Source organism: Streptomyces sp. NPDC004609, assembly GCF_042873655.1.
GTDB lineage: Bacteria > Actinomycetota > Actinomycetes > Streptomycetales > Streptomycetaceae > Streptomyces.
The window spans coordinates 1-18,342 of the sequence record NZ_JBIALS010000033.1 but is presented as its reverse complement, the minus strand read 5'-3'; the positions used below and the strand labels follow the sequence as shown (position 1 = coordinate 18,342).

General features: G+C 73.6%; 14 protein-coding genes. 7 read left to right on the top strand and 7 right to left on the bottom strand.

What is annotated here, in order from left to right:
* The first annotated feature begins 260 nt into the window (after nt 1–260).
* The 3 genes from ACFYT4_RS27620 (at nt 261) to ACFYT4_RS27610 (ending at nt 6,854) form a co-directional block, all read left to right on the top strand.
* Nucleotides 261–2,972 (top strand): lysylphosphatidylglycerol synthase domain-containing protein, encoded by a 2,712-nt coding sequence (locus ACFYT4_RS27620; protein ID WP_389274706.1) that lies wholly within the window; start codon nt 261–263, stop codon nt 2,970–2,972.
* 615 nt (nt 2,973–3,587) lie between these two features.
* Nucleotides 3,588–5,180 (top strand): alpha/beta hydrolase, encoded by a 1,593-nt coding sequence (locus tag ACFYT4_RS27615; protein WP_389274545.1) that lies wholly within the window; start codon nt 3,588–3,590, stop codon nt 5,178–5,180.
* Between the two features lie 81 nt (nt 5,181–5,261).
* Entirely contained in the window at nt 5,262–6,854 is a 1,593-nt protein-coding gene (locus tag ACFYT4_RS27610; RefSeq protein ID WP_389274542.1) for an alpha/beta hydrolase, read from the top strand.
* Nucleotides 6,855–7,085: 231 nt separating this feature from the next.
* Here ACFYT4_RS27610 and moeZ read toward each other — a convergent pair whose 3' ends face one another.
* The 6 genes from moeZ to ACFYT4_RS27580 form a co-directional block, all read right to left on the bottom strand.
* Nucleotides 7,086–8,264, bottom strand: a complete 1,179-nt coding sequence (moeZ, locus tag ACFYT4_RS27605; RefSeq protein WP_389274539.1) for an adenylyltransferase/sulfurtransferase MoeZ — start codon at nt 8,262–8,264, stop codon at nt 7,086–7,088.
* A 64-nt stretch (nt 8,265–8,328) separates the two neighbouring features.
* Nucleotides 8,329–9,210 carry a spherulation-specific family 4 protein gene (locus ACFYT4_RS27600; protein ID WP_389274536.1) on the bottom strand — a complete coding sequence of 294 codons (882 nt, stop codon included), beginning with the start codon at nt 9,208–9,210 and terminating at the stop codon, nt 8,329–8,331.
* Nucleotides 9,198–10,253, bottom strand: a complete 1,056-nt coding sequence (locus ACFYT4_RS27595; protein WP_389274533.1) for an NAD-dependent epimerase/dehydratase family protein — start codon at nt 10,251–10,253, stop codon at nt 9,198–9,200. The genes ACFYT4_RS27600 and ACFYT4_RS27595 overlap by 13 nt, the downstream gene beginning before the upstream one ends.
* Nucleotides 10,254–10,397: 144 nt before the next feature.
* Nucleotides 10,398–11,738: a hypothetical protein gene (locus tag ACFYT4_RS27590; protein ID WP_389274530.1), complete on the bottom strand. Its 1,341-nt coding sequence runs from the start codon at nt 11,736–11,738 to the stop codon at nt 10,398–10,400.
* Nucleotides 11,735–13,516 carry a DUF3492 domain-containing protein gene (locus ACFYT4_RS27585; protein ID WP_389274527.1) on the bottom strand — a complete coding sequence of 594 codons (1,782 nt, stop codon included), beginning with the start codon at nt 13,514–13,516 and terminating at the stop codon, nt 11,735–11,737. The genes ACFYT4_RS27590 and ACFYT4_RS27585 overlap by 4 nt, the downstream gene beginning before the upstream one ends.
* Nucleotides 13,517–13,779: 263 nt before the next feature.
* Complete coding sequence (locus tag ACFYT4_RS27580) at nt 13,780–14,670, bottom strand: DUF3152 domain-containing protein (RefSeq protein WP_389274524.1); 891 nt, start codon at nt 14,668–14,670, stop codon at nt 13,780–13,782.
* Between the two features lie 402 nt (nt 14,671–15,072).
* Here ACFYT4_RS27580 and ACFYT4_RS27575 point away from each other — a divergent pair, with 402 nt between their 5' ends.
* Entirely contained in the window at nt 15,073–15,228 is a 156-nt protein-coding gene (locus tag ACFYT4_RS27575; RefSeq protein ID WP_389274520.1) for a hypothetical protein, read from the top strand.
* Between the two features lie 87 nt (nt 15,229–15,315).
* On the opposite strand, the gene ACFYT4_RS27570 is transcribed toward ACFYT4_RS27575, so the two are convergent.
* The gene (locus ACFYT4_RS27570) at nt 15,316–16,281 is read right to left on the bottom strand and encodes an alpha/beta fold hydrolase (RefSeq protein WP_389274517.1); all 966 of its coding nucleotides are present in this window, start codon (nt 16,279–16,281) and stop codon (nt 15,316–15,318) included.
* A gap of 227 nt (nt 16,282–16,508) precedes the next feature.
* On the opposite strand from ACFYT4_RS27570, the gene ACFYT4_RS27565 reads away from it, so the two are divergent.
* The 3 genes from ACFYT4_RS27565 (at nt 16,509) to ACFYT4_RS27555 (ending at nt 18,151) form a co-directional block, all read left to right on the top strand.
* Nucleotides 16,509–16,760: a hypothetical protein gene (locus ACFYT4_RS27565; RefSeq protein ID WP_389274514.1), complete on the top strand. Its 252-nt coding sequence runs from the start codon at nt 16,509–16,511 to the stop codon at nt 16,758–16,760.
* Between the two features lie 180 nt (nt 16,761–16,940).
* Nucleotides 16,941–17,588 carry a TetR/AcrR family transcriptional regulator gene (locus tag ACFYT4_RS27560; protein WP_389274511.1) on the top strand — a complete coding sequence of 216 codons (648 nt, stop codon included), beginning with the start codon at nt 16,941–16,943 and terminating at the stop codon, nt 17,586–17,588.
* Nucleotides 17,589–17,923: 335 nt separating this feature from the next.
* Nucleotides 17,924–18,151, top strand: coding sequence for a DUF3107 domain-containing protein (locus tag ACFYT4_RS27555; RefSeq protein ID WP_389274508.1), 228 nt, complete (start codon nt 17,924–17,926; stop codon nt 18,149–18,151).
* Nucleotides 18,152–18,342: the final 191 nt, after the last annotated feature.

Below are 18,342 nucleotides of genomic sequence, written 5' to 3'. Positions count from 1 at the left end.
CGATACACCCTGATGCCCCCCGTTGTCGTCCGGTCGTGCCACCATCGTGCGGGCGGTGACTGGTGATACGAGATCAAGATGAGACCGAGACGGCGAAGGAGCAGGGTGTGCGGCCTGGCACGACGGCTGACACCGCCGGCTCCGGGCCGGACCCGGCCGGGGACGCCGGGGCCGCCGACACACAGACGCCCACCAGCGAGGGCAGGAAGCCGATCGAGCACAGGAACGAAGGCGACGGGGACGGCGCGGAGAAGCCGGACCTGAGGAAGCCGGAGAGCGGGGACACCGCCGGGGAGTCCGGGCCGCGGCCGGACGGGACGCCCGGGGGCGAGGACCACCACGGGCCCGATGTCGGCGGTGTCGACCGGGTCTCGGGAGACGAGCCGCTGCTCGCCGCCCGGGTGCACCGCCCCTCCGATCTGATGCGCTTCCTCAGCGGCATCCTCGCGATCGCCGTCGTGCTCGCCGTCGCCTCCTTCGCCGTGGGCACCACCACCGGTCTCGAACACGACATCAGCAAGGGCACGGGCCAGGCGCCCGATCTGCTGGTGAAGCTGGCCGGGCTGGTCTCCTCCATCGCCGTTCTGCTGGTCCCGGTCGCCTTCGCGATCGAACGGCTGATCAAGCGCGACGGGCTGCGCATCGCCGACGGCGTCCTCGCGGCCGTGCTCGCGCACGGCGTCACCCTCGCCACCGACCTCTGGGTCGCCAGGGCCGCGCCCGGCACCCTCCAGGAGGCGCTGACCCGGGCGCAGTCCGGCGGCGGGCTCACCGACCCCGTCCACGGCTATCTCGCGCCCGTCATCGCCTATATGACCGCCGTCGGGATGGCCCGCAGACCGAGATGGCGGGTGGTCCTGTGGGTCGTTCTGCTGCTCGACGCCTTCGCGATGCTGGTCGCCGGGTACACCACCCCGTTCTCCATCATCCTCACCGTGCTGCTCGGCTGGACCGTCGCGTACGGCACGCTGTACGCCGTCGGTTCGCCGAACGTGCGCCCCACCGGCCAGACCCTGCTGGCGGGTCTGCGCCACGTCGGTTTCCGCCCGGTGACCGCGATGCGCGCCGAGGACGTGCCCGAGAACTCGCCCCTGCGCCCGGACGGCGGCAGCCCGGCCGAGCAGGGCGACCGGGGCCGCCGCTATCTGGTCACCCTGGAGAAGGGGCCGCCGCTCGACGTCACCGTCGTCGACCGTGAGCAGCAGGCGCAGGGCTTCTTCTACCGGGCGTGGCGCCGGCTGACGCTCCGCTCCATCACCACCCGCCGCTCCCTCCAGTCGCTGCGTCAGGCACTGGAGCAGGAGGCGCTGCTGGCGTACGCGGCGATCGCCGCCGGGGCCAACGCCCCCAAGCTGATCGCCACCTCCGAGCTGGGACCCGACGCCGTGATGCTCGTGTACGAGCACCTGGGCGGGCGCTCCCTGGACGCCATGGCGGACGAGGAGATCACCGACGACGTGGCGCGCGGGGCCTGGCGGCAGGTCGAGGCGCTCCAGTCCCGTCGCATCGCACACCGCAGGCTGACGGGCGACGCGATTCTGGTGGATCGTTCCGGCAAGGTGATCCTCACCGATCTGCGGGGCGGGGAGATCGCGGCCGGCGATGTGGTGCTGCGTATGGACATCGCCCAGCTGCTCACCACCTTCGGGCTGCGCATGGGCGCCGAGCGGGCGGTCACCGCGGCCCTGGAGATCCTCGGGCCGGACGCGGTCGCGGACTGCCTGCCGCTGCTCCAGCCGATCGCGCTGAGCCGCTCCACCCGGGCGACGCTGCGCCGACTCGCCCGTGAGCGCGCGCAGCGGGAACGGGACGCTGTGCTGGAGGCGTCGGCCGCCGCCCGGCGGGCCCGCACTGGTGAGGCCGAGCCTCCCGGGGAGGGCCGCAAGGCCGTACGCAAGTCGGAGCGGGCGGAGAAGCAGGCCGACAAGCGGGCCGTGGACGAGGCCCTCGACGAGGCGCGCGAGGAGGATCTGCTCACCCAGATCCGCCACCAGGTGCTGCGGATCAGACCGCAGGCGCCGGTGGAGCCGGTCCGGCTCGAACGCATCCGGCCGCGGACGCTCGTCAGTCTGATCGCCGGCGCGGTCGCCGCGTACTTCCTGCTCTCCCAGATCGCGGGAACCAACCTCGGCGCGGACTTCGGCAGTGCGCACTGGGGCTGGGTGGCGGCGGCGGTCGCGCTCTCCGCCGCCAGCTATCTGGCCGCAGCGATGAGCCTGCTGGGCTTCGTCCCCGAGCGGGTGCCCTTCCCGAGGACCGTCCTGGCGCAGGTCGCCGGATCCTTCGTCAAGATCGTCGCTCCGGCGGCGGTCGGCGGGGTGGCGCTGAACACCCGCTTCCTCCAGCGCTCGGGCGTACGGCCGGGGCTCGCGGTGGCGAGTGTGGGCGCGGCGCAGCTCTTCGGGCTGGGGGCGCACATCCTGCTGCTGCTGACCTTCGGCTATCTCACCGGCACGGAGAAGACCCCGTCGCTGAGCCCGTCCAGGACGGTGATCGCGGGCCTGCTGACGGTCGCGGTGCTGGTCCTGGTGGTGACGGCGATCCCGTTCCTGCGGAAGTTCGTCTCGACGCGGCTGCGGTCGCTGTTCGCCGGTGTGGTGCCGCGCATGCTCGACGTGCTCCAGCGGCCGGTGAAGCTGCTGACCGGCATCGGCGGGCAGCTGCTGCTGACCTTCGCCTTCGTGATGTGTCTGGACGCCTCGATCCGGGCGTTCAACGACGGCCACCAGCCGCTCAGTTACGCGAGCCTCGCGGTGGTCTTCCTCGCGGGCAACGCGCTGGGGTCGGCCGCGCCGACGCCCGGTGGTGTGGGCGCGGTCGAGGGCGCGCTGATCCTGGGACTGTTCGCTGCCGGGGTGCCGAAGGATGTCGCGACGGCGGCGGTGCTGCTGTACCGGATGCTGACCCTGTGGCTGCCGGTGCTGCCGGGGTGGTTCGCCTTCAACCATCTGACGCGGAAGGGTTCGCTGTAGGGGTGCGGGGCCGCGCGCTCCGGGGCGCCGGCTAACGCCGGATCCGCGCGGGACCGCTGCTCCATGGGCGCCGCTTCCGCGCGGAGTGCCGGTCCGGGCGGGGTGCCGGATCCGTGGGGCCGCTGCTCCCCGGGCACCGGTCCCGGCGGGTGCCTCTTGCCCGGACACCCGGGCCAGGGTGCCGGTCGAATCCGGGTACCGCCTCGGGTACGTACTGTTCGGCCTCGTGGGCGCCGGTCCCGGCGGATCCCTGTTCCCCGGCCCGGCTGCCGGTCCCGGCGGGTGCCCGGCTGCCGGTCCCGGCGGGTGCCCGGTGCCGGTCCCGGCGGGTGCCCGGTGCCGGTCCCGGCGGGTGCCCGGTGCCGGTCCGGCGGGTGCCCGGTGCCGGTCCGGCGGATCCCTGTTCCCCGGCCCGGGTGCCGGTCCCGGTGGGTGCCCGGTCCCGGGGCGACCGCCCGGCGTGACGGGCCGCCCGGTGCCATGGCCCGTACGGAGCGCACAGCCACTCGGCTCACCTCCCCGCCCGGTCCCGGCAACCACACGCCGTCGGCGCGCAAACCACCCGCTTGGACCGCCGCAGGGGCGGGGCGCGCGCCCCCGGCGCACGATGGCGGCATGCCGACCTCTTCCACGGCCGCCCGCGCCGCCGCTCTCGTCGTCTCCCTCTCCGTACTGCTGGCCGCGGGCTGCTCCGACAGCGGTGACAAGAGCAAGGGGAAGGACCCGAGCAGCGGCACCACCAGCACGGCGTCCCCGGGAAAGGGGCTCGTATCGCAGAAGCTGCGGTGGCAGGCGTGTCCCCCGCCGTCCGAGGCGGAGGGCGGCGGACCGGCCCCGTCGCCGCTGCCCGGCGGCACGTCCTGGGAGTGCTCCTTCATGGACGCGCCCCTCGACTGGTCCGATCCCGGCGGGGACACCATCGAAATCGCCCTGATCCGCGCGAGGGCCGCCGACCAGGGGAGCCGTATCGGCTCCCTGATCTTCAACTTCGGCGGACCCGGCGGCTCCGGCGTCGCCACCCTCCCGGCCGCCGCCTCCGACTACACCGCCCTGCGCGCCCGCTACGACCTGGTGAGCTTCGACCCCCGGGGGGTCGGCCGCAGTGTGGCCGTGCAGTGCGAGGACAACGCCCGGCTCGACGAGTTCTACGCCAAGGACGCGACCCCCGACGACACCGCGGAGGAGAAGGCGTTCACCGAGAACCTCAAGGACTACGCCTCGGCCTGCGAGAAGAACTCCGGCACCGAACTCCCCCACGTCGGCACCGTCAACGCCGCCCGCGACCTGGATCTGATGCGCCAGGTCCTCGGCGACGACAAGCTGCACTACTTCGGCATCTCGTACGGCACGGAACTGGGCGGGGTGTACGCGCACCTGTACCCGAAGAACGTGGGCCGCGCGGTCTTCGACGCCGTCGTCGACCCGACGCAGAACTCCGAGCAGAGCTCCCTCGGCCAGGCCAGGGGCTTCCAGCTGGCCCTCGACAACTTCGCCCGCGACTGCGTGGCCCGGGGCGACGCGTGTCTGCTCCCCGGCACCTCCGTCCAGGAGGTCGAGGCCGGGATCCAGGACCTGCTGCGGCGGCTCGACAAGAAGCCGATCCCCACCGGCGGCGACCGGCCGCTCACCCAGACCCAGGCCACCAACGGCATCGCGCAGGCGCTGTACTCCCAGGAGTTCTGGGAGCTGCTGGAACAGGGGCTCGACGAGGCCGACGGCGGTAACGGCGCGCTGCTGCTCGCGCTGTCCGACGCCATGAACGGCCGCAGCGAGAACGGCCACTACAGCAATATGGGCGCGGCGTTCTCCGCGATCAGCTGCGTCGACACCAAGGACCGCTACTCGCTGGAGCAGACGAAGGCGAAGCTGCCGGAGTTCCGCAAGGCGTCGCCCGTCTTCGGCGACTACATGGGCTGGGGCCTGATGGGCTGCACGAAGTGGCCGGTGCCGGGCACCTGGAACACCCCCGACGTCTCGGCGCCGGGCGCGCCGCCCGTCCTCGTCATCGGCAACACCGGCGACCCGGCGACTCCCTACGAGGGCGCCAGGGCGATGGTCAAGGAACTCGGACCGGGCGTCGGGGTCGAGCTGACGTACCGCGGCCAGGGCCACGGGGCGTACAACGGCGGCAGTGTCTGTGTGCAGCGGGCCGTCGACTCCTATCTGCTGAACGGCAAGGTCCCGGTGGCGGGGACGGTCTGCCGGTAGGCCCCGGGGCCACCGCCTGCGGGGTTGTCGGTGGGGCGACCTAGGATGTCGGAGGACATCTCGAAGCCTGGGGGGCACGCAATGAGCACGAGGGCACGGGCGGGGGCCCTGGCGACAGTGGCGTTGCTGCTCGCCGGGGCGGCCGTGGGCTGCACCACCGACCCGGACAAGGGGGAGGGCAAGGGCGCGGCGGACGCGAGCGGCTCCTCGCCGTCCGCCTCCGCGAAGGAGTCGCCCGACGCGTCGGCCGCGGCCCTGCCCGCCGCGCTCACCGGGCAGAAGCTCACCTGGAAGAGCTGCCGCCCACCGGTCATGGCGGACGGAATGTACGCGGAGAAGCCCGGCCGGCAGTGGCAGTGCGCCACCATGAAGGCACCGCTCGACCACGGCAAGCCCTCGGGCGAGACGCTGGGCATCGCCCTGATCCGCGCCAAGGCGAAGGACGCCGACCGGCGCATCGGCTCCCTGCTCTTCAACTTCGGCGGACCCGGCGGCTCCGGCGTCGCCACCCTCCCCCGCGCCGCCGAGGACTACCAGAAGCTGAACCGCCGCTACGACCTGGTGGGCTTCGACCCGCGCGGAGTCGCGGACAGCTCCGCCGTCGTGTGCCGGACCAGCGAGCAGACCGAGGCCAGCCACCGGCTGGACCACAGCCCGGACACCGCCGCCGAGGAGAAGATCTACCTCGACGACGCGGCCGCCTTCGGCGCGGGCTGCGCCAAGAGGTCGGGCACGCTGCTGCCGCACGTCGGGACGCAGAGCGCGGCGCGCGACATGGATCTGATGCGCCAGGTCCTCGGCGACGACAAGCTGCACTACCTGGGCTTCTCGTACGGTACGGAACTGGGCGCCGTCTACGCCCACCTGTTCCCCTCCAAGGTCGGACGGCTCGTCCTGGACGCGGTCGTCGACCCCACCACCGACTTCGCCGGGGGCTCGCGCAATCAGGCCATGGGCTTCCAGCGGGCGCTGGAGAACTACTTCAAGGACCGCGGCATCGGCGCCAAGGAGGGCACGGCCCGCGTGGTGAAGCTGCTGGAGCGCTTGGACCGGAAGCCGCTGCCCGCCGGGGAGGGCCGCGAGCTCACCGAGAACCTCGCGCTCATCGGCATCGTCCTGCCGCTGTACTCGCAGGAGGGCTGGCCGACGCTCACCGAAGCGCTCGACGCCGCGGAGAACGGTGACGGCGCGCCCCTGCTCCAGCTCGCGGACAGGTACAACAGCCGCGACGAGAACGGCGACTTCACCACCCAGGACCACTCGCAGCGGGCGATCTCCTGCACCGACGCCAAGGGAGCCAGGGCGACGGCGGCCGAGGTCACGTCGCGCCATCTGCCCGAGTTCACCGAGATATCGCCGGTCTTCGGCCCCATGCTGGCCTGGGATCTGGCCGGCTGGTGCGCCGGCTGGCCGGTGACCGGTGACAGCGGTCCGACGGATGTCTCCGCCGAGGGCGCGGCCCCGATCCTGGTCATCGGCACCACCGGCGACCCGGCCACCCCGTACGAGGGCGCGAAAAAGATGGCTGACGGGCTGGGCGCGGGGGTCGGTGTGCTGATCACCAACAAGGGCGAGGGCCACGGCGCGTACGGCACGGCGGACTGTGTGACGAAGACGGTGGACGCGTATCTGCTGGACGGCACCGTCCCGCCGAACGGCAAGACCTGCTCGTAGCGGCCGAGGCTCCCGGGCGCCCCGCGCGGGCGCCCGGGGGAAGGTGCTCGCGCCCGGATGCGCCGGACGAACCCCGGCTGCGACCCCGCCGAGATGCCCGCTCGCGCCCGTGCGCCGGATCATGCCTGCGGCCCGGACCCGAGATCTCGGGTCCGGGCCGCGGCGAGGTGACGGATGGGGCGGATCACCTGGTCCCGGCCCGGTGGGTCACCGGCTCGGGACGCGTCCGGCTCAGTAGATCGGCTTGCTGGGCTCGATCTGGTTGACCCAGCCGATGACACCGCCGCCGACGTGCACCGCGTCCGCGAAGCCCGCCGACTTCAGGACCGCCAGCACCTCCGCGCTGCGGACACCCGTCTTGCAGTGCAGGACGATCTTCTTGTCCTGGGGCAGGCTCTCCAGTGCGGCGCCCATCAGGAACTCGTTCTTGGGGATCAGCTTCGCGCCGGGGATCGAGACGATCTCGTACTCGTTGATCTCGCGGACGTCGATGATCTCGATGTTCTCGCCGTCGTCGATCCACTCCTTGAGCTGCTTGGGAGTGATCGTCGAACCGGCGGCCGCCTCCTGGGCCTCCTCGGACACGACGCCGCAGAACGCCTCGTAGTCGATGAGCTCGGTGACGGTGGGGTTCTCGCCGCAGACGGCGCAGTCGGGGTCCTTGCGGACCTTGACCTGGCGGTACTGCATCTCCAGGGCGTCGTAGATCATCAGCCGGCCGACGAGCGGCTCGCCGACACCGGCGAGGAGCTTGATCGCCTCGGTGACCTGGATCGAACCGACGGAGGCGCAGAGGACTCCGAGCACCCCGCCCTCGGCACAGCTCGGGACCATGCCCGGCGGCGGGGGCTCGGGGTAGAGGCAGCGGTAGCAGGGGCCGTGCTCGGACCAGAAGACCGAAGCCTGGCCGTCGAAGCGGTAGATGGAGCCCCAGACATAGGGCTTGCCGAGCAGCACGCACGCGTCGTTGACCAGATAGCGGGTCGCGAAGTTGTCCGTGCCGTCGACGATCAGGTCGTACTGGCCGAAGATGTCCATCACGTTGTCGGCTTCGAGCCGTTCCTGGTGAAGGACCACGTTCACATACGGGTTGATGCCGAGGACCGAGTCCCTCGCCGACTCGGCCTTGGAGCGGCCGATGTCGGCCTGGCTGTGAATGATCTGGCGCTGGAGGTTCGACTCGTCGACCTCGTCGAACTCGACGATGCCGAGCGTGCCCACACCGGCCGCCGCGAGGTACATCAGCGCGGGAGACCCCAGGCCGCCCGCGCCCACACACAGCACCTTGGCGTTCTTCAGCCGCTTCTGCCCGTCCATCCCGACGTCGGGAATGATCAGGTGGCGGGAGTACCTGCGGACCTCGTCGACGGTGAGCTCAGCAGCTGGCTCGACCAGGGGTGGCAGCGACACGGGGACTCCGTTGCGTCGATAAGTCAGTACGGTTGTTCTCTCCGTAACACTGCCACGCGCCTTCTCATTCCGAGACACCCGGTCCGATCTGCGAGACGATTTCGTTCCAGTAGCCGGGCAGCGCCTCGAATGCCCCGATCCGCCCCTGGTCGATGTCGGCGGCACCGCTGGCCGCACCTCCGCCGGCACCGGCGCCGAACCCTTCGCCGCCGAGCCCGGCGTCGCCGAACCACTCGTCGCCGAAGCCGTAGGACCTGCCGAGGCGGTCGCTGCGATCGGTGAAGAAGATCGTTCCGGCACCCTGCCAGCGGGCGATCCGGGTGGCCTCCTCCAGATGGGTGCGCGGCACTCCGTGGACGAAGTGGGCGAACCGCTCGGGCGGATAGTCGGCCGTCCACTGGGCCACCTGGGACCAGCGGTACTCCGCCCAGGGCCCGGTGTAGGTGACCAGCTGATCCGCCGCCTCGGCATAGCCGGGGTGCGGGTGCGAGCCGTGCCCCAGCACCAGATGCCCGCCGCCTTCTCCGCCGCCGTCGAGCACCGTCTCCAGTGTCCCCGTCACCCGCCGGACGGCCGCCAGGTCGGCGCGGTCCACCGGGCAGCGGTCCAGCATGAATCCGCCGACCCGGTACCACTCCAGATAGCGGTGGGCGTCGGCGATCAGATCGCCGAAGGTGCGCGAGCCGTGCGCCATGTCGAGATGGCCGAGGACACGCACACCCGCGTTGCCGAGCCGGCCGGCCGCCGCCAGGCAGTGGGGGTCGGGGCGCTCGCCGGGCCCGTTCGCCACATTGAGCACGACCCAGTGCAGAGGGGTGCCCGGCCGGGTCAGTTCGGCCCACTCCCCGGGCGCGAGCAGCGGATGCGCGTAGCCGGGGACACCGATGCCGAGCCGCTCGCTGCCCGTCGCGGAGAGCTGGGCGCCCGTGGTGGTCAGATGCGGCACGCCGCCTCCATCCAGATGTCGGCGAGCGATTCCTCCAGATTGATCCGGGGACGCCAGCCGAGCCGGTCGCGGGCGGTGCGGATGTCCGCCTGCTGCCAGTTGCCGCAGCCGTCCGGGTACGGCAGCGGGGCCGTGGACACCTGCTCCAGGACGGATTCGGAGCGCGGCGCCCCGATCCCGGGGCCGAGATGACCGCCCAGCGAGCCGGGCCCGGTGTGACCGCCGGGGTGGCCCATGGGGCCGCCGTGACCCCCGAGGTGCCCGCCGAGACCGCCCGGCCTGCCCGCCGGAAGATCCAGTTCGTGGAGGGCGCCCGGATATCCGGCGACCCTGGCCAGGACGGCCGCCGCGTCCCGCAGCCGCACGGCCCGGCCCGTACCGATGTTGACCACGCCCTGGGCGGCGGAGAGCGAGGCCGCGTGGACCGCCCGCGCCACGTCCCGTACGTCCACGAAGTCGCGCTGGACCCCGAGGCCGCTGAGCTTCAGCTCGCTGTCGCCGGACTGCATCGCGCGGCGCATCGCCTCGGCGAGCCGGCCGAGCGGGGAACCGGCCGGGGTGCCGGGCCCGACGGGCGAGAAGACCCGCAGGACGACGGCGTCCAGCCCGGAGCCGAGCACCAGCTCCGTGGCGGCGAGCTTGCTCACCCCGTACGGGCCGCCGGGCCGCGGAATCGCGTCCTCCGCGGTGGACGCGCCCTGCTGGGAGGGCCCGTACTCGGAGGCGCAGCCCAGCTGGACGAGCCGTGCCCCGCAGCCGCTGCGGCGCAGGGCCTCACAGACGGTGGCGACGGCGACGGTGTTGTGCCGGACCAGATCGCGGGCGCCGCCCCGGGTGGCGCCCGCGCAGTTGACGACGACACCGGGGTGGACCGCGCTGAGAAAGCGGGTGAGCGCGCCGGGGCTGCCGCCGGCGAGGTCGAAGCGCACATCGGCGTCGTCACCGCGCCCGAGCGCGGTGAGATGTACGGCGGGGTCGGCGAGCAGCCGGTCGGCCACAAAGCGGCCGAGGAATCCATTGGCGCCGAGCAGCAGAACCCTCATCGCGCGCCCCTTGGGTGCCGACGGGTCGGGGCTGGGGATTGGGGGGTCATCTTCGGGTCTCTCCTTGGGTGTCGCTGTCGCCGCGGCGGCTGATGCGGCCGGGGTGGGTACGCCCGCGGTGTCGGCTCCGCGGGAGGCGCTGGATCAGTCGGTGTGGGCGGAGGCCCGGGACAGGGCGGCCGTGGCATGGACCAGGAGCACGGTCGCGGCGAGCGCGCAGGCGAGGGCGGGGACGGCTCCGGCCCCCCAGGCGCCCGTGACCGCCTCCACCGGCCGCGCGAGGAAGGAGCAGCCGGGCAGACGGCCGGCCAGCAGCAGCAGGGGTGCCAGTGCCTCGGCGGCGCAGGCGGCGGCGAGCCCGGTGGCGGCGGCCCGCGCGAAGCCGTGCACCACCAGCAGCCGGGCCAGGAAGAGCAGCAGCCCGAGGGCGACGGCCGGCGCGAGCGCGCCGCCTGCCTGCCCGCGGGGGACGGCGAGTCCGGTCAGCACGAGCAGGGTGATCAGGGCTCCCGCGTACAGCGCGACGGTCCCGAGCAGCAGCGGGCGGGTGCCGGTGGCGAACTCGGCGAGCCCCCGGCTGCCGTCCCGCCTGCGCCGGGCCCGTACCGCGAACAGACGCGCGCACCAGGCGGCGGGCGCGACGGCGAGCGCGAGCCCGGCGAGCGGTGCGAGGGCCGGGTGGAGCGGTCCCTCGGGTCCGCCGACGGCGATCTGGCCGATGAGGTCCTCGCCGTAGGCGGCGTAGCCGACGAGCCAGAGTGTCCACAGACAGGCGGAGCGGACGGTACGGCCCCGGGCGCCGAGGGGCCCCCGGCGGAGAACGGCGATCACCGCGGCGGCGACGGCGAGCGTCCCGGCCGCCGTGACCGCCGCCCGGGGCGCGCCGCCGAGCGCCTCCCGTCCGGCGATCGTGAGGACCGCCAGTGCGCCCGGCACCAGGGAGAGCAGCAGGGGGCGCGGATCGCGGGCGAAGGCGGGCGCCGGCTGTCGTTGCGTCCGGGGCGGCTCCTGGTCCCGGGGCACCCGTGCGTACAGCTCCTCGGCGAGCGAGAAGACGTCCCGGTGCCGGAAGCGCGCGGCGGTGCGGTCGGTGACGCCGTGGGCCTCCAGCCCCGCGGCGATCTCCAGCGGGTCGACGGCCCGCTCGCACAGCTCCCGGTGCTGGTGCATCAGGGCCCTGACGGGGTCGGCGGGCCCGCGCCGGGGTGCGGGCCGCGGCCGGGACCCGGGCGGAGCCGGGGCGGACCCGGCCGGGTGACCGTACCCGGGCCGCGGCTCGGACCGGTCCCGCGGGGCGTACCCCGCCGGGGGCGCGGACCGCGTCGGCCGGGCGTGCCCCTCCGGCGGTACGGGCGGCCGGGAGCGGTGCCCGGACGGCTCGGGGCCGCCCACCGCGTCGGAGGGGCCGCCGAGCAGCGCCTCACAGCCGTGCCGCCGGTGGCCGTCGTCGGCGTGGGTGCTGTCGTTGATGTGGGTGGTACTCATGCGCGGGCCTCCTCAGCCGTCGCCGAGGTGACGAATCCGGGCAGCGGGTTCCCGTCTCCCGCGCCCCGCAGCCCCACCGGGACGTGCGCCTCCGCCGGGTGGCCGAAGGGCAGGGGCTCGCCCGCCTCGTTCACCGGCTCCCTGCGCACCGGGGAGTGCGAGATCAGCTCCAGGTACACGGCGCGGAAGGCCGCGATGTTCTGTTCGGCCGTGAAGAGTTCGAGGGCCCGGGCGCGGGCCGCGGCGCCCAGCCGGGCGGCCCGCTCGGGGTCCCTCAGGAGGGCGAGGCAGGCGTCGGCGAGGGCGCGGGGATTGCGCGGCGGGACGACCAGACCGGTGCCGCCGATGACTTCGACGACGGCGCCGACATCCGTGGAGACGGTCGCGCGCCCGCAGAACATCGCCTCGACGAGACTGAGCGGAAAGCCCTCCACGACGCTCGACAGCACGACGACTCCGCCGGCCGCGTAGGCGTCGGCGAGTTCGGGGGCCTCGGGACCGCCGATCTCCTCGAAGGAGACGGGGTTGTCACCGACCGCGTGCGCGTCGGCCGCCTCGTCGGGGAAGAGCTGGGCGGCCAGCGCCCGGCAGTGGGAGAGATAGGTGGCCGACCCGGGTGTGGCCGACCCCGGGCCCCGTACCGCCGTGCCGAACAGCCGCAGCCGGGCCCGCGGTTCCTCCTTGCGCACCTCGGCGAAGGCGTGGAGCAGCGCGATGAGGTCCTTGACGGGCTCGATCCGGCCGACCCAGACCAGGGTGAGCGGATCGCCGCCCTGCTCCCCCTCCCCCACCGCGGCGAACCGGTCCGCCTCCATGCCCGGGTAGACCGTGCGCAGCTTGTCGCGGTCCGCGCCGCACTTCTCCTGCCAGCGGCGGGCGTGGGTGTTGCCGGGGGTGATCACCGACGCCCGGGTGTAGGTCTCGGCGGCGAGCCGCCCGTGGAAGGCGGCGAGCAGCGCGCGCACGGGGCCGCTCAGCTCCCGGCCGCCGCCCGGGCGGCGGGCCGCACCCGAGGCGAGGTAGTGCGCGCGCAGTTGGACGCCGTACTCGGTGACCAGCAGCGGAACCCCGAAGAAGCGTTTGGCCAACAGGCCGGGCAGCGCCGCGGATCCGCCGGACGCGGCATGGCAGAGGTCGACCGCGCCGAGGTCGTCGTCGCCGTACCAGTCCAGGGAGAGCGGGCGCAGGGCGCGCTCCAGTTCGTCCGCGAAGGCGAGGTGGTCGGGAACGGCCGCGGCGCGTACGGTCCGGCGCGCGCCGGGGGCGCGGCACGCGGATTCGAGGGCGCGTACGGCGTATTCGGAGCGGAGGGCGGCGGGGAGCCCGCCGTGTTCGCGGGCGAGTTCGGCCAGTCCGTACAGCCCTTCGGCGAAGCCGTCGCCCGCCTCGTCCGGGGCAGCGCGCCGGATCCCGTCCGGGGCGGCGCCGGGAAGGCCGTGCCCCGCGGGGCCGTGGTCGTCGTCCGCCGGCCCGGCCCGGTCGGCGCCGGGCGAGCAGATCGCGGCCACGAGGTCCTGGAAGTGCCCGAGGAATCGGCGCCGCTCGCGCCGCCCGTAGCCGCGCCCGTCGTCCTGCGGCGCCCACAGGGCTGCGGTCCGCACCCGGCGCACCTGGGGCGGGAGCGCGACCAGGCCCAGGTCCTCCTGCCGGGCGCTGCGGCTCAGCGCGTAGAGGTCGAACTCGTGCTGGGCGAGCCCGCGCACCAGCCGCTCGCACCACACCCTCGCCTCACCTGCCGCATACGGATAGCCACCGTCGGTGAGCAGTCCGATCCGCACGAGTGCACCCCCGATCTCCCTTGTGAGCAGCCGCCGTTGGCTCGGCGACACGCAGCGGGACGACCGTAAGCCGGTGTGGCCGTGGTACGGCGGACGGTTGTCCGTCGCACCACCGGAAGGGGTGAATAGACGTAACTTTCGCACCACAGTAGCGTTCCGTCGCGCTACGGGGACTCTCTGTCACGGAATGTCAGGCTACGGCCAACCCTGAGCGCCCGGTGCGGGCGCCTTCTACCACGGCCGCCCGGCCGGCGGGCGCGGGCTCATCCCTTCGGATGGACCCAGGGGTTGGGGCGGCACGCGATCCCGTCGATGTCCAGGGACTTCGTCTGCTGCTGCATGACCGGCGCGAGGGCGCCCTCGGTCCGGCAGCTCACATGGCCGTGCCCGAGGCGGTGGCCCACCTCGTGGTTGATGAGCATCTGGCGGTACGCGAACATCGCGCCGAGGCCGTAGGTGTCCGATCCCTGCGCCCAGCGGTACGCGTTGATCATCACCCGGTCGGTGGACGCGGAGTCGCAGCTGACCTTGTCGATCGAGGTGTTCAGACCCGACTTGGCGCACCACACGTCCGTCGTGCCGGGGCTGGCGAGCGTCACGACGAACTTCGGATCGCCGGACGAGATCCGCTCGAACGTCATCGCGCCGCCGTTCGCCCAGCTCCGCTCGTCGTTGAGGGTCCGCTGCACGGCGGCGGCGAAGAGCACGCCGTCCATACCGAGGCCCTTCTCGACGTCCACCCGGTAGCGGACCTTGCGGCCCTTGCCGGGAGCCTTGTCGACACCGGGCACGGCCTCGAAGGTGCCGTCCGCCGTCAGTTCGGGGTCGATCTGGAACGGTGTGGCCATCAGCTGCTCGTACGTCGGGGCCGGGGGCTTCGCGGCCGGCTGCCGCGCGGGGGCCGACCTGGTGTCGGAGCGGGAAGCGGAGCCGTCCGTGTCGCTCCGCTCGCCCCCGGCGGCGGACGCCTTGGGACTGCCCTTGCCGTCGGCGGCGACCTGACCGGCCACGATGACGGCGAGCACGGTCGTCACGGCCGCCGCGGCGATCCCGGTGAAGGTGCGCCCCTTGCCCGCCTTGCCGCCCCGGCCTCCCCCGTCCGCCCGGCCGGCCCGGCCGCTCCCGGCACGCCGCTGCCCCGGCACGGTGGCCACGGACCGCGAGCCGGTACGCGTGCCGTCCGCGTCTGGGCCGGAGGGCGAGCCCGCCGCCGGGTCCTGACGGGTGTCCGTACGCGGACCGGAACGCGGATGCGGCCCGTGTCCCGCTCCGGGGTCGGCCCGGGGGCCGCTCCTCGGTCCCGCGCCCGCGGGGCCTGGTGCACCGGTGCCGTCGCGCCCCTCGGTGGACACCCCGCGCGGCGCGGGCACCCGCGGCCCGGCGGTCACCGGCCCCGGCGTGCCCCGTACGGGCCCCTGGCGGAGCTCGTACCCCGCCGGGAGGGCTCCCGTGCCCCAGCCGCCGCCCGCCTCGCGCTGCTCGGGGTGCCCGCCGCGCGTCCTCTGCGAGCCGCCGTACCCGGAGACCGTGTGCTCGGGGTACCGCGGGTCCGTCCCATGAGCGCCGGTGCCGTGGCCGCCGACGGCGTGGGAACCGGTGTCGTACGGATCGGCGCCGCGACCGCCCGTGTCGTACGGGTCCGGGCGGGCGCCCTGTGTGCCGTACGGACCGGCCGGCCGGCTCCGCGCGTCGTACGGATCGGGGACGGCTGAACCGGAGCCGCTCGCGGCGGACCCGCTCTCCGGATGTGAGCCCTTGGGTGCGGGGCCTTTACGGCTGTGTCGTCCCACGGGCCCCGATCAGCTCCTGCCGATGTCGTCGATCAATTCCCGGAACGCCTCGGCGACCGTCTCCGGGTATTCCATCATCGCCACATGCCCGGCGTCCGGGAGGGTCAGCAGCCGCGAGTCCCGGAAGGCCGCCGCCGCCTTCCGCGCCATACGGTACGAGACGAGCTGGTCACGCCCTCCGTACACCAGCAGCGTCGGCGCGAGAACCCGCTCCGCCTGCCGCCACAGACCGTGCTGGCCGCCCAGGGTGTACGCGTCGACGATACCGTGCGCGGAACGGGCCATCGCCTCCCAGAAATACGGGAGTTGCATGCGCCGCTCCATCTCCGCGACCGCGTGGCGCATGGCCTCGTCGGAGACCCGGCCCGGATCCCCGTAGCAGAGCGCCATCACCCCCTGGGTGCGCCGCTCGGCCGACCAGTCCCGGGTCATCCGGCCGAACAGGCGGGCGACCCCGGGCAGGGCGAGCAGCGCGGTGGGCACCGCGGTGCGCTGGACGCGCAGCTCGGGCAGGGCGGGTGAGATCAGGGTGAGGGTGCGCACCAGGTCGGGGCGCACGGCCGCGACGCGGGTGGCGACGGCGCCGCCGAGGGAGTTGCCGAGCAGATGGACGGGGGCGGTCCCGGCCGCGTCGAGATAGCGGATCACCGCGCGCGCGTGCCCGGTGACCGAGTAGTTGCCGTCGGCCGGCGGCGGGGAGTCCCCGAATCCCGGCAGATCGACCGCCTCGCCGTCCACGGAGTCCGCGAGGAACGGCATGACGGCCGACCAGTTCTGAGAAGAACCGCCCAGCCCGTGGACGTACAGGGCGGGCGGCAGTCCGCTGCGGGACGGCGGCCGGGATCTGACGCTGAGGGTCAGCCCCGGCAGGGCGACGGAGCGCAGCTCCTCCCCCTCGGCGACCCGGACGGCCGCGACCTCGGGGGCCGCGGCGGCGGTGGCGGCACTGACGCCCGGCAGCTCGGTCGAAGACATGCGGCAATGTTACGAGACGATCACACCGCGCATCGTGTGTTCGGCATCACAGACCGCATAGCGCGGGGGAACAGTACCTCCTAGGCTCGTAGGAAAGGGTCCATCCGGCCCTCGGGGCCGGACGGGCCCGGCACCCTCGAAATACGTGGAACAGCGACCGGAGGAAAAGCCACAGCTCCCCCCGGGAAGAGCGAATCCCGGGAAACGTCGAGGAAAAGCGGTGCCGTATGGCTGTCGATCCCACCGATCCCGACAATTTCGACGGCGACCGGGCAGACGACGGGGACACGGACGACCGGGCCGGAAGCCGGGTCGACGAGCTGGGCGAGGAGGTACCGGAGGCCGACGCGGCCGAGCAGCACACCGAGATCCGCCCGGACGACGACGACCTGCCGCATATCGATCCGGACACGGCGAACGAAGCGGACGCCGTGGAACAGGCGAGAGTGGTCGCCCAGGACGAGGACGACTATCGGTGACCACGGTGGGTGAGGCGATGTCCACACCCGGTGACGTGCACCTCTTTGCCCCCGAATAGGGAGCTACCGCGGGTGTCCGGTCCGTGAAATTCTGCGTCCGCGACGCACACGGCCGGGTTACCCAAAAGTACGATGGCGGGCGCGGCGCTCACCGCGCACAGAACGATTTTGGGAGGCGGCGTGACAGCCATCGAGCAGACAGAGGCGGCGCGCCCGCGGGGCACGCGCCTGCCACGCCGAGCCCGCAGGAACCAGCTCCTGGGCGCCGCCCAGGAGGTGTTCGTGGCGCAGGGGTACCACTCGGCCGCGATGGACGACATCGCCGAGCGGGCGGGCGTCAGCAAGCCGGTGCTCTACCAGCACTTCCCCGGCAAGCTGGAGCTGTATCTCGCGCTGCTCGACCAGCACTGCGAGGCCCTGCTGCACTCCGTGCGCACGGCTCTGGCGTCGACGAGCGACAACAAGCAGCGGGTCGCCGCCACGATGGACGCCTACTTCGCGTACATCGAGGACGAGGGCGGCGCGTTCCGGCTCGTCTTCGAGTCGGACCTGACGAACGAGCCCGCCGTGCGCGAGCGGGTCGAGCGGGTGTCCCTCCAGTGCGCGGAGGCGATCTCCGATGTGATCGCCGGGGACACCGATCTGTCCAAGGAGGAGTCGATGCTGCTGGCCGTGGGGCTCGGCGGCGTCTCGCAGGTCGTGGCCAGGTACTGGCTCTCCAGCGACTCGGGCATCCCGAGGGACTCGGCGGTGCAGCTGCTGACCTCGCTCGCCTGGCGGGGCATCGCGGGCTTCCCGCTGCACGGCGCGGACCACCAGGACGACTAGCAGACGACTAACCGGACGACCAGCAGACGACCAGCCGGACGACGAGGACGGCCGGAGCCAGACGACCCGGAGGCCGGGACGGCTCTCCAGGACGACCGGGCGGCGGGGAGTTCGGCGGTGGGCCAGGCCGCCCGACGTTCCGTTCCGACCTTCCCCATCCCGGCCATCCCCATCCCGGCCATCCGTCCCGGCCCGGAAGGGCGCGGCGCCCTCGGCGGGGCTGTTCGCTCCTGGCGTTCCCCTGCGGCGTCTGGGCGAGCCCTCCGCCCGGCTAGTGTGTGCTGGGTACGGCGCGGCTGACCGCGCAACGCACGGACCGTCGGAGGGACATAGCCGTGGAGGTCAAGATCGGCGTGCAGCACGCGCCGCGGGAGATCGTTCTGGAGAGCGGGCAGTCCGCGGAGGACGTCGAGCGCGCCGTGGGCGAGGCGCTGGCCGGCAAGGAGCAGGTGCTCAGCCTCACGGACGACAAGGGCCGCAAGGTCCTGGTGCCGGCCGACCGCATCGCGTACGTCGAGATCGGCGAGCCGTCGGCGCGGCGCGTGGGCTTCGGCGCGCTGTAGGACACGCGCCGCGGAACAGCGGACGCCCATGAGGGGCGTGCACGGGCGTGGGGGGGGGGGGGGGGGGGGGGGGGGGGGGGGGGGCGGGGGGGGGGGGCGCGGGGGGGGGGGGGGGGGGGGTCGCGGTCCGGGGGGGGGGACCCGCAGGCCGGCATCGAGACCCGGCACGCCTTCTCGTTCGGGCCCCACTA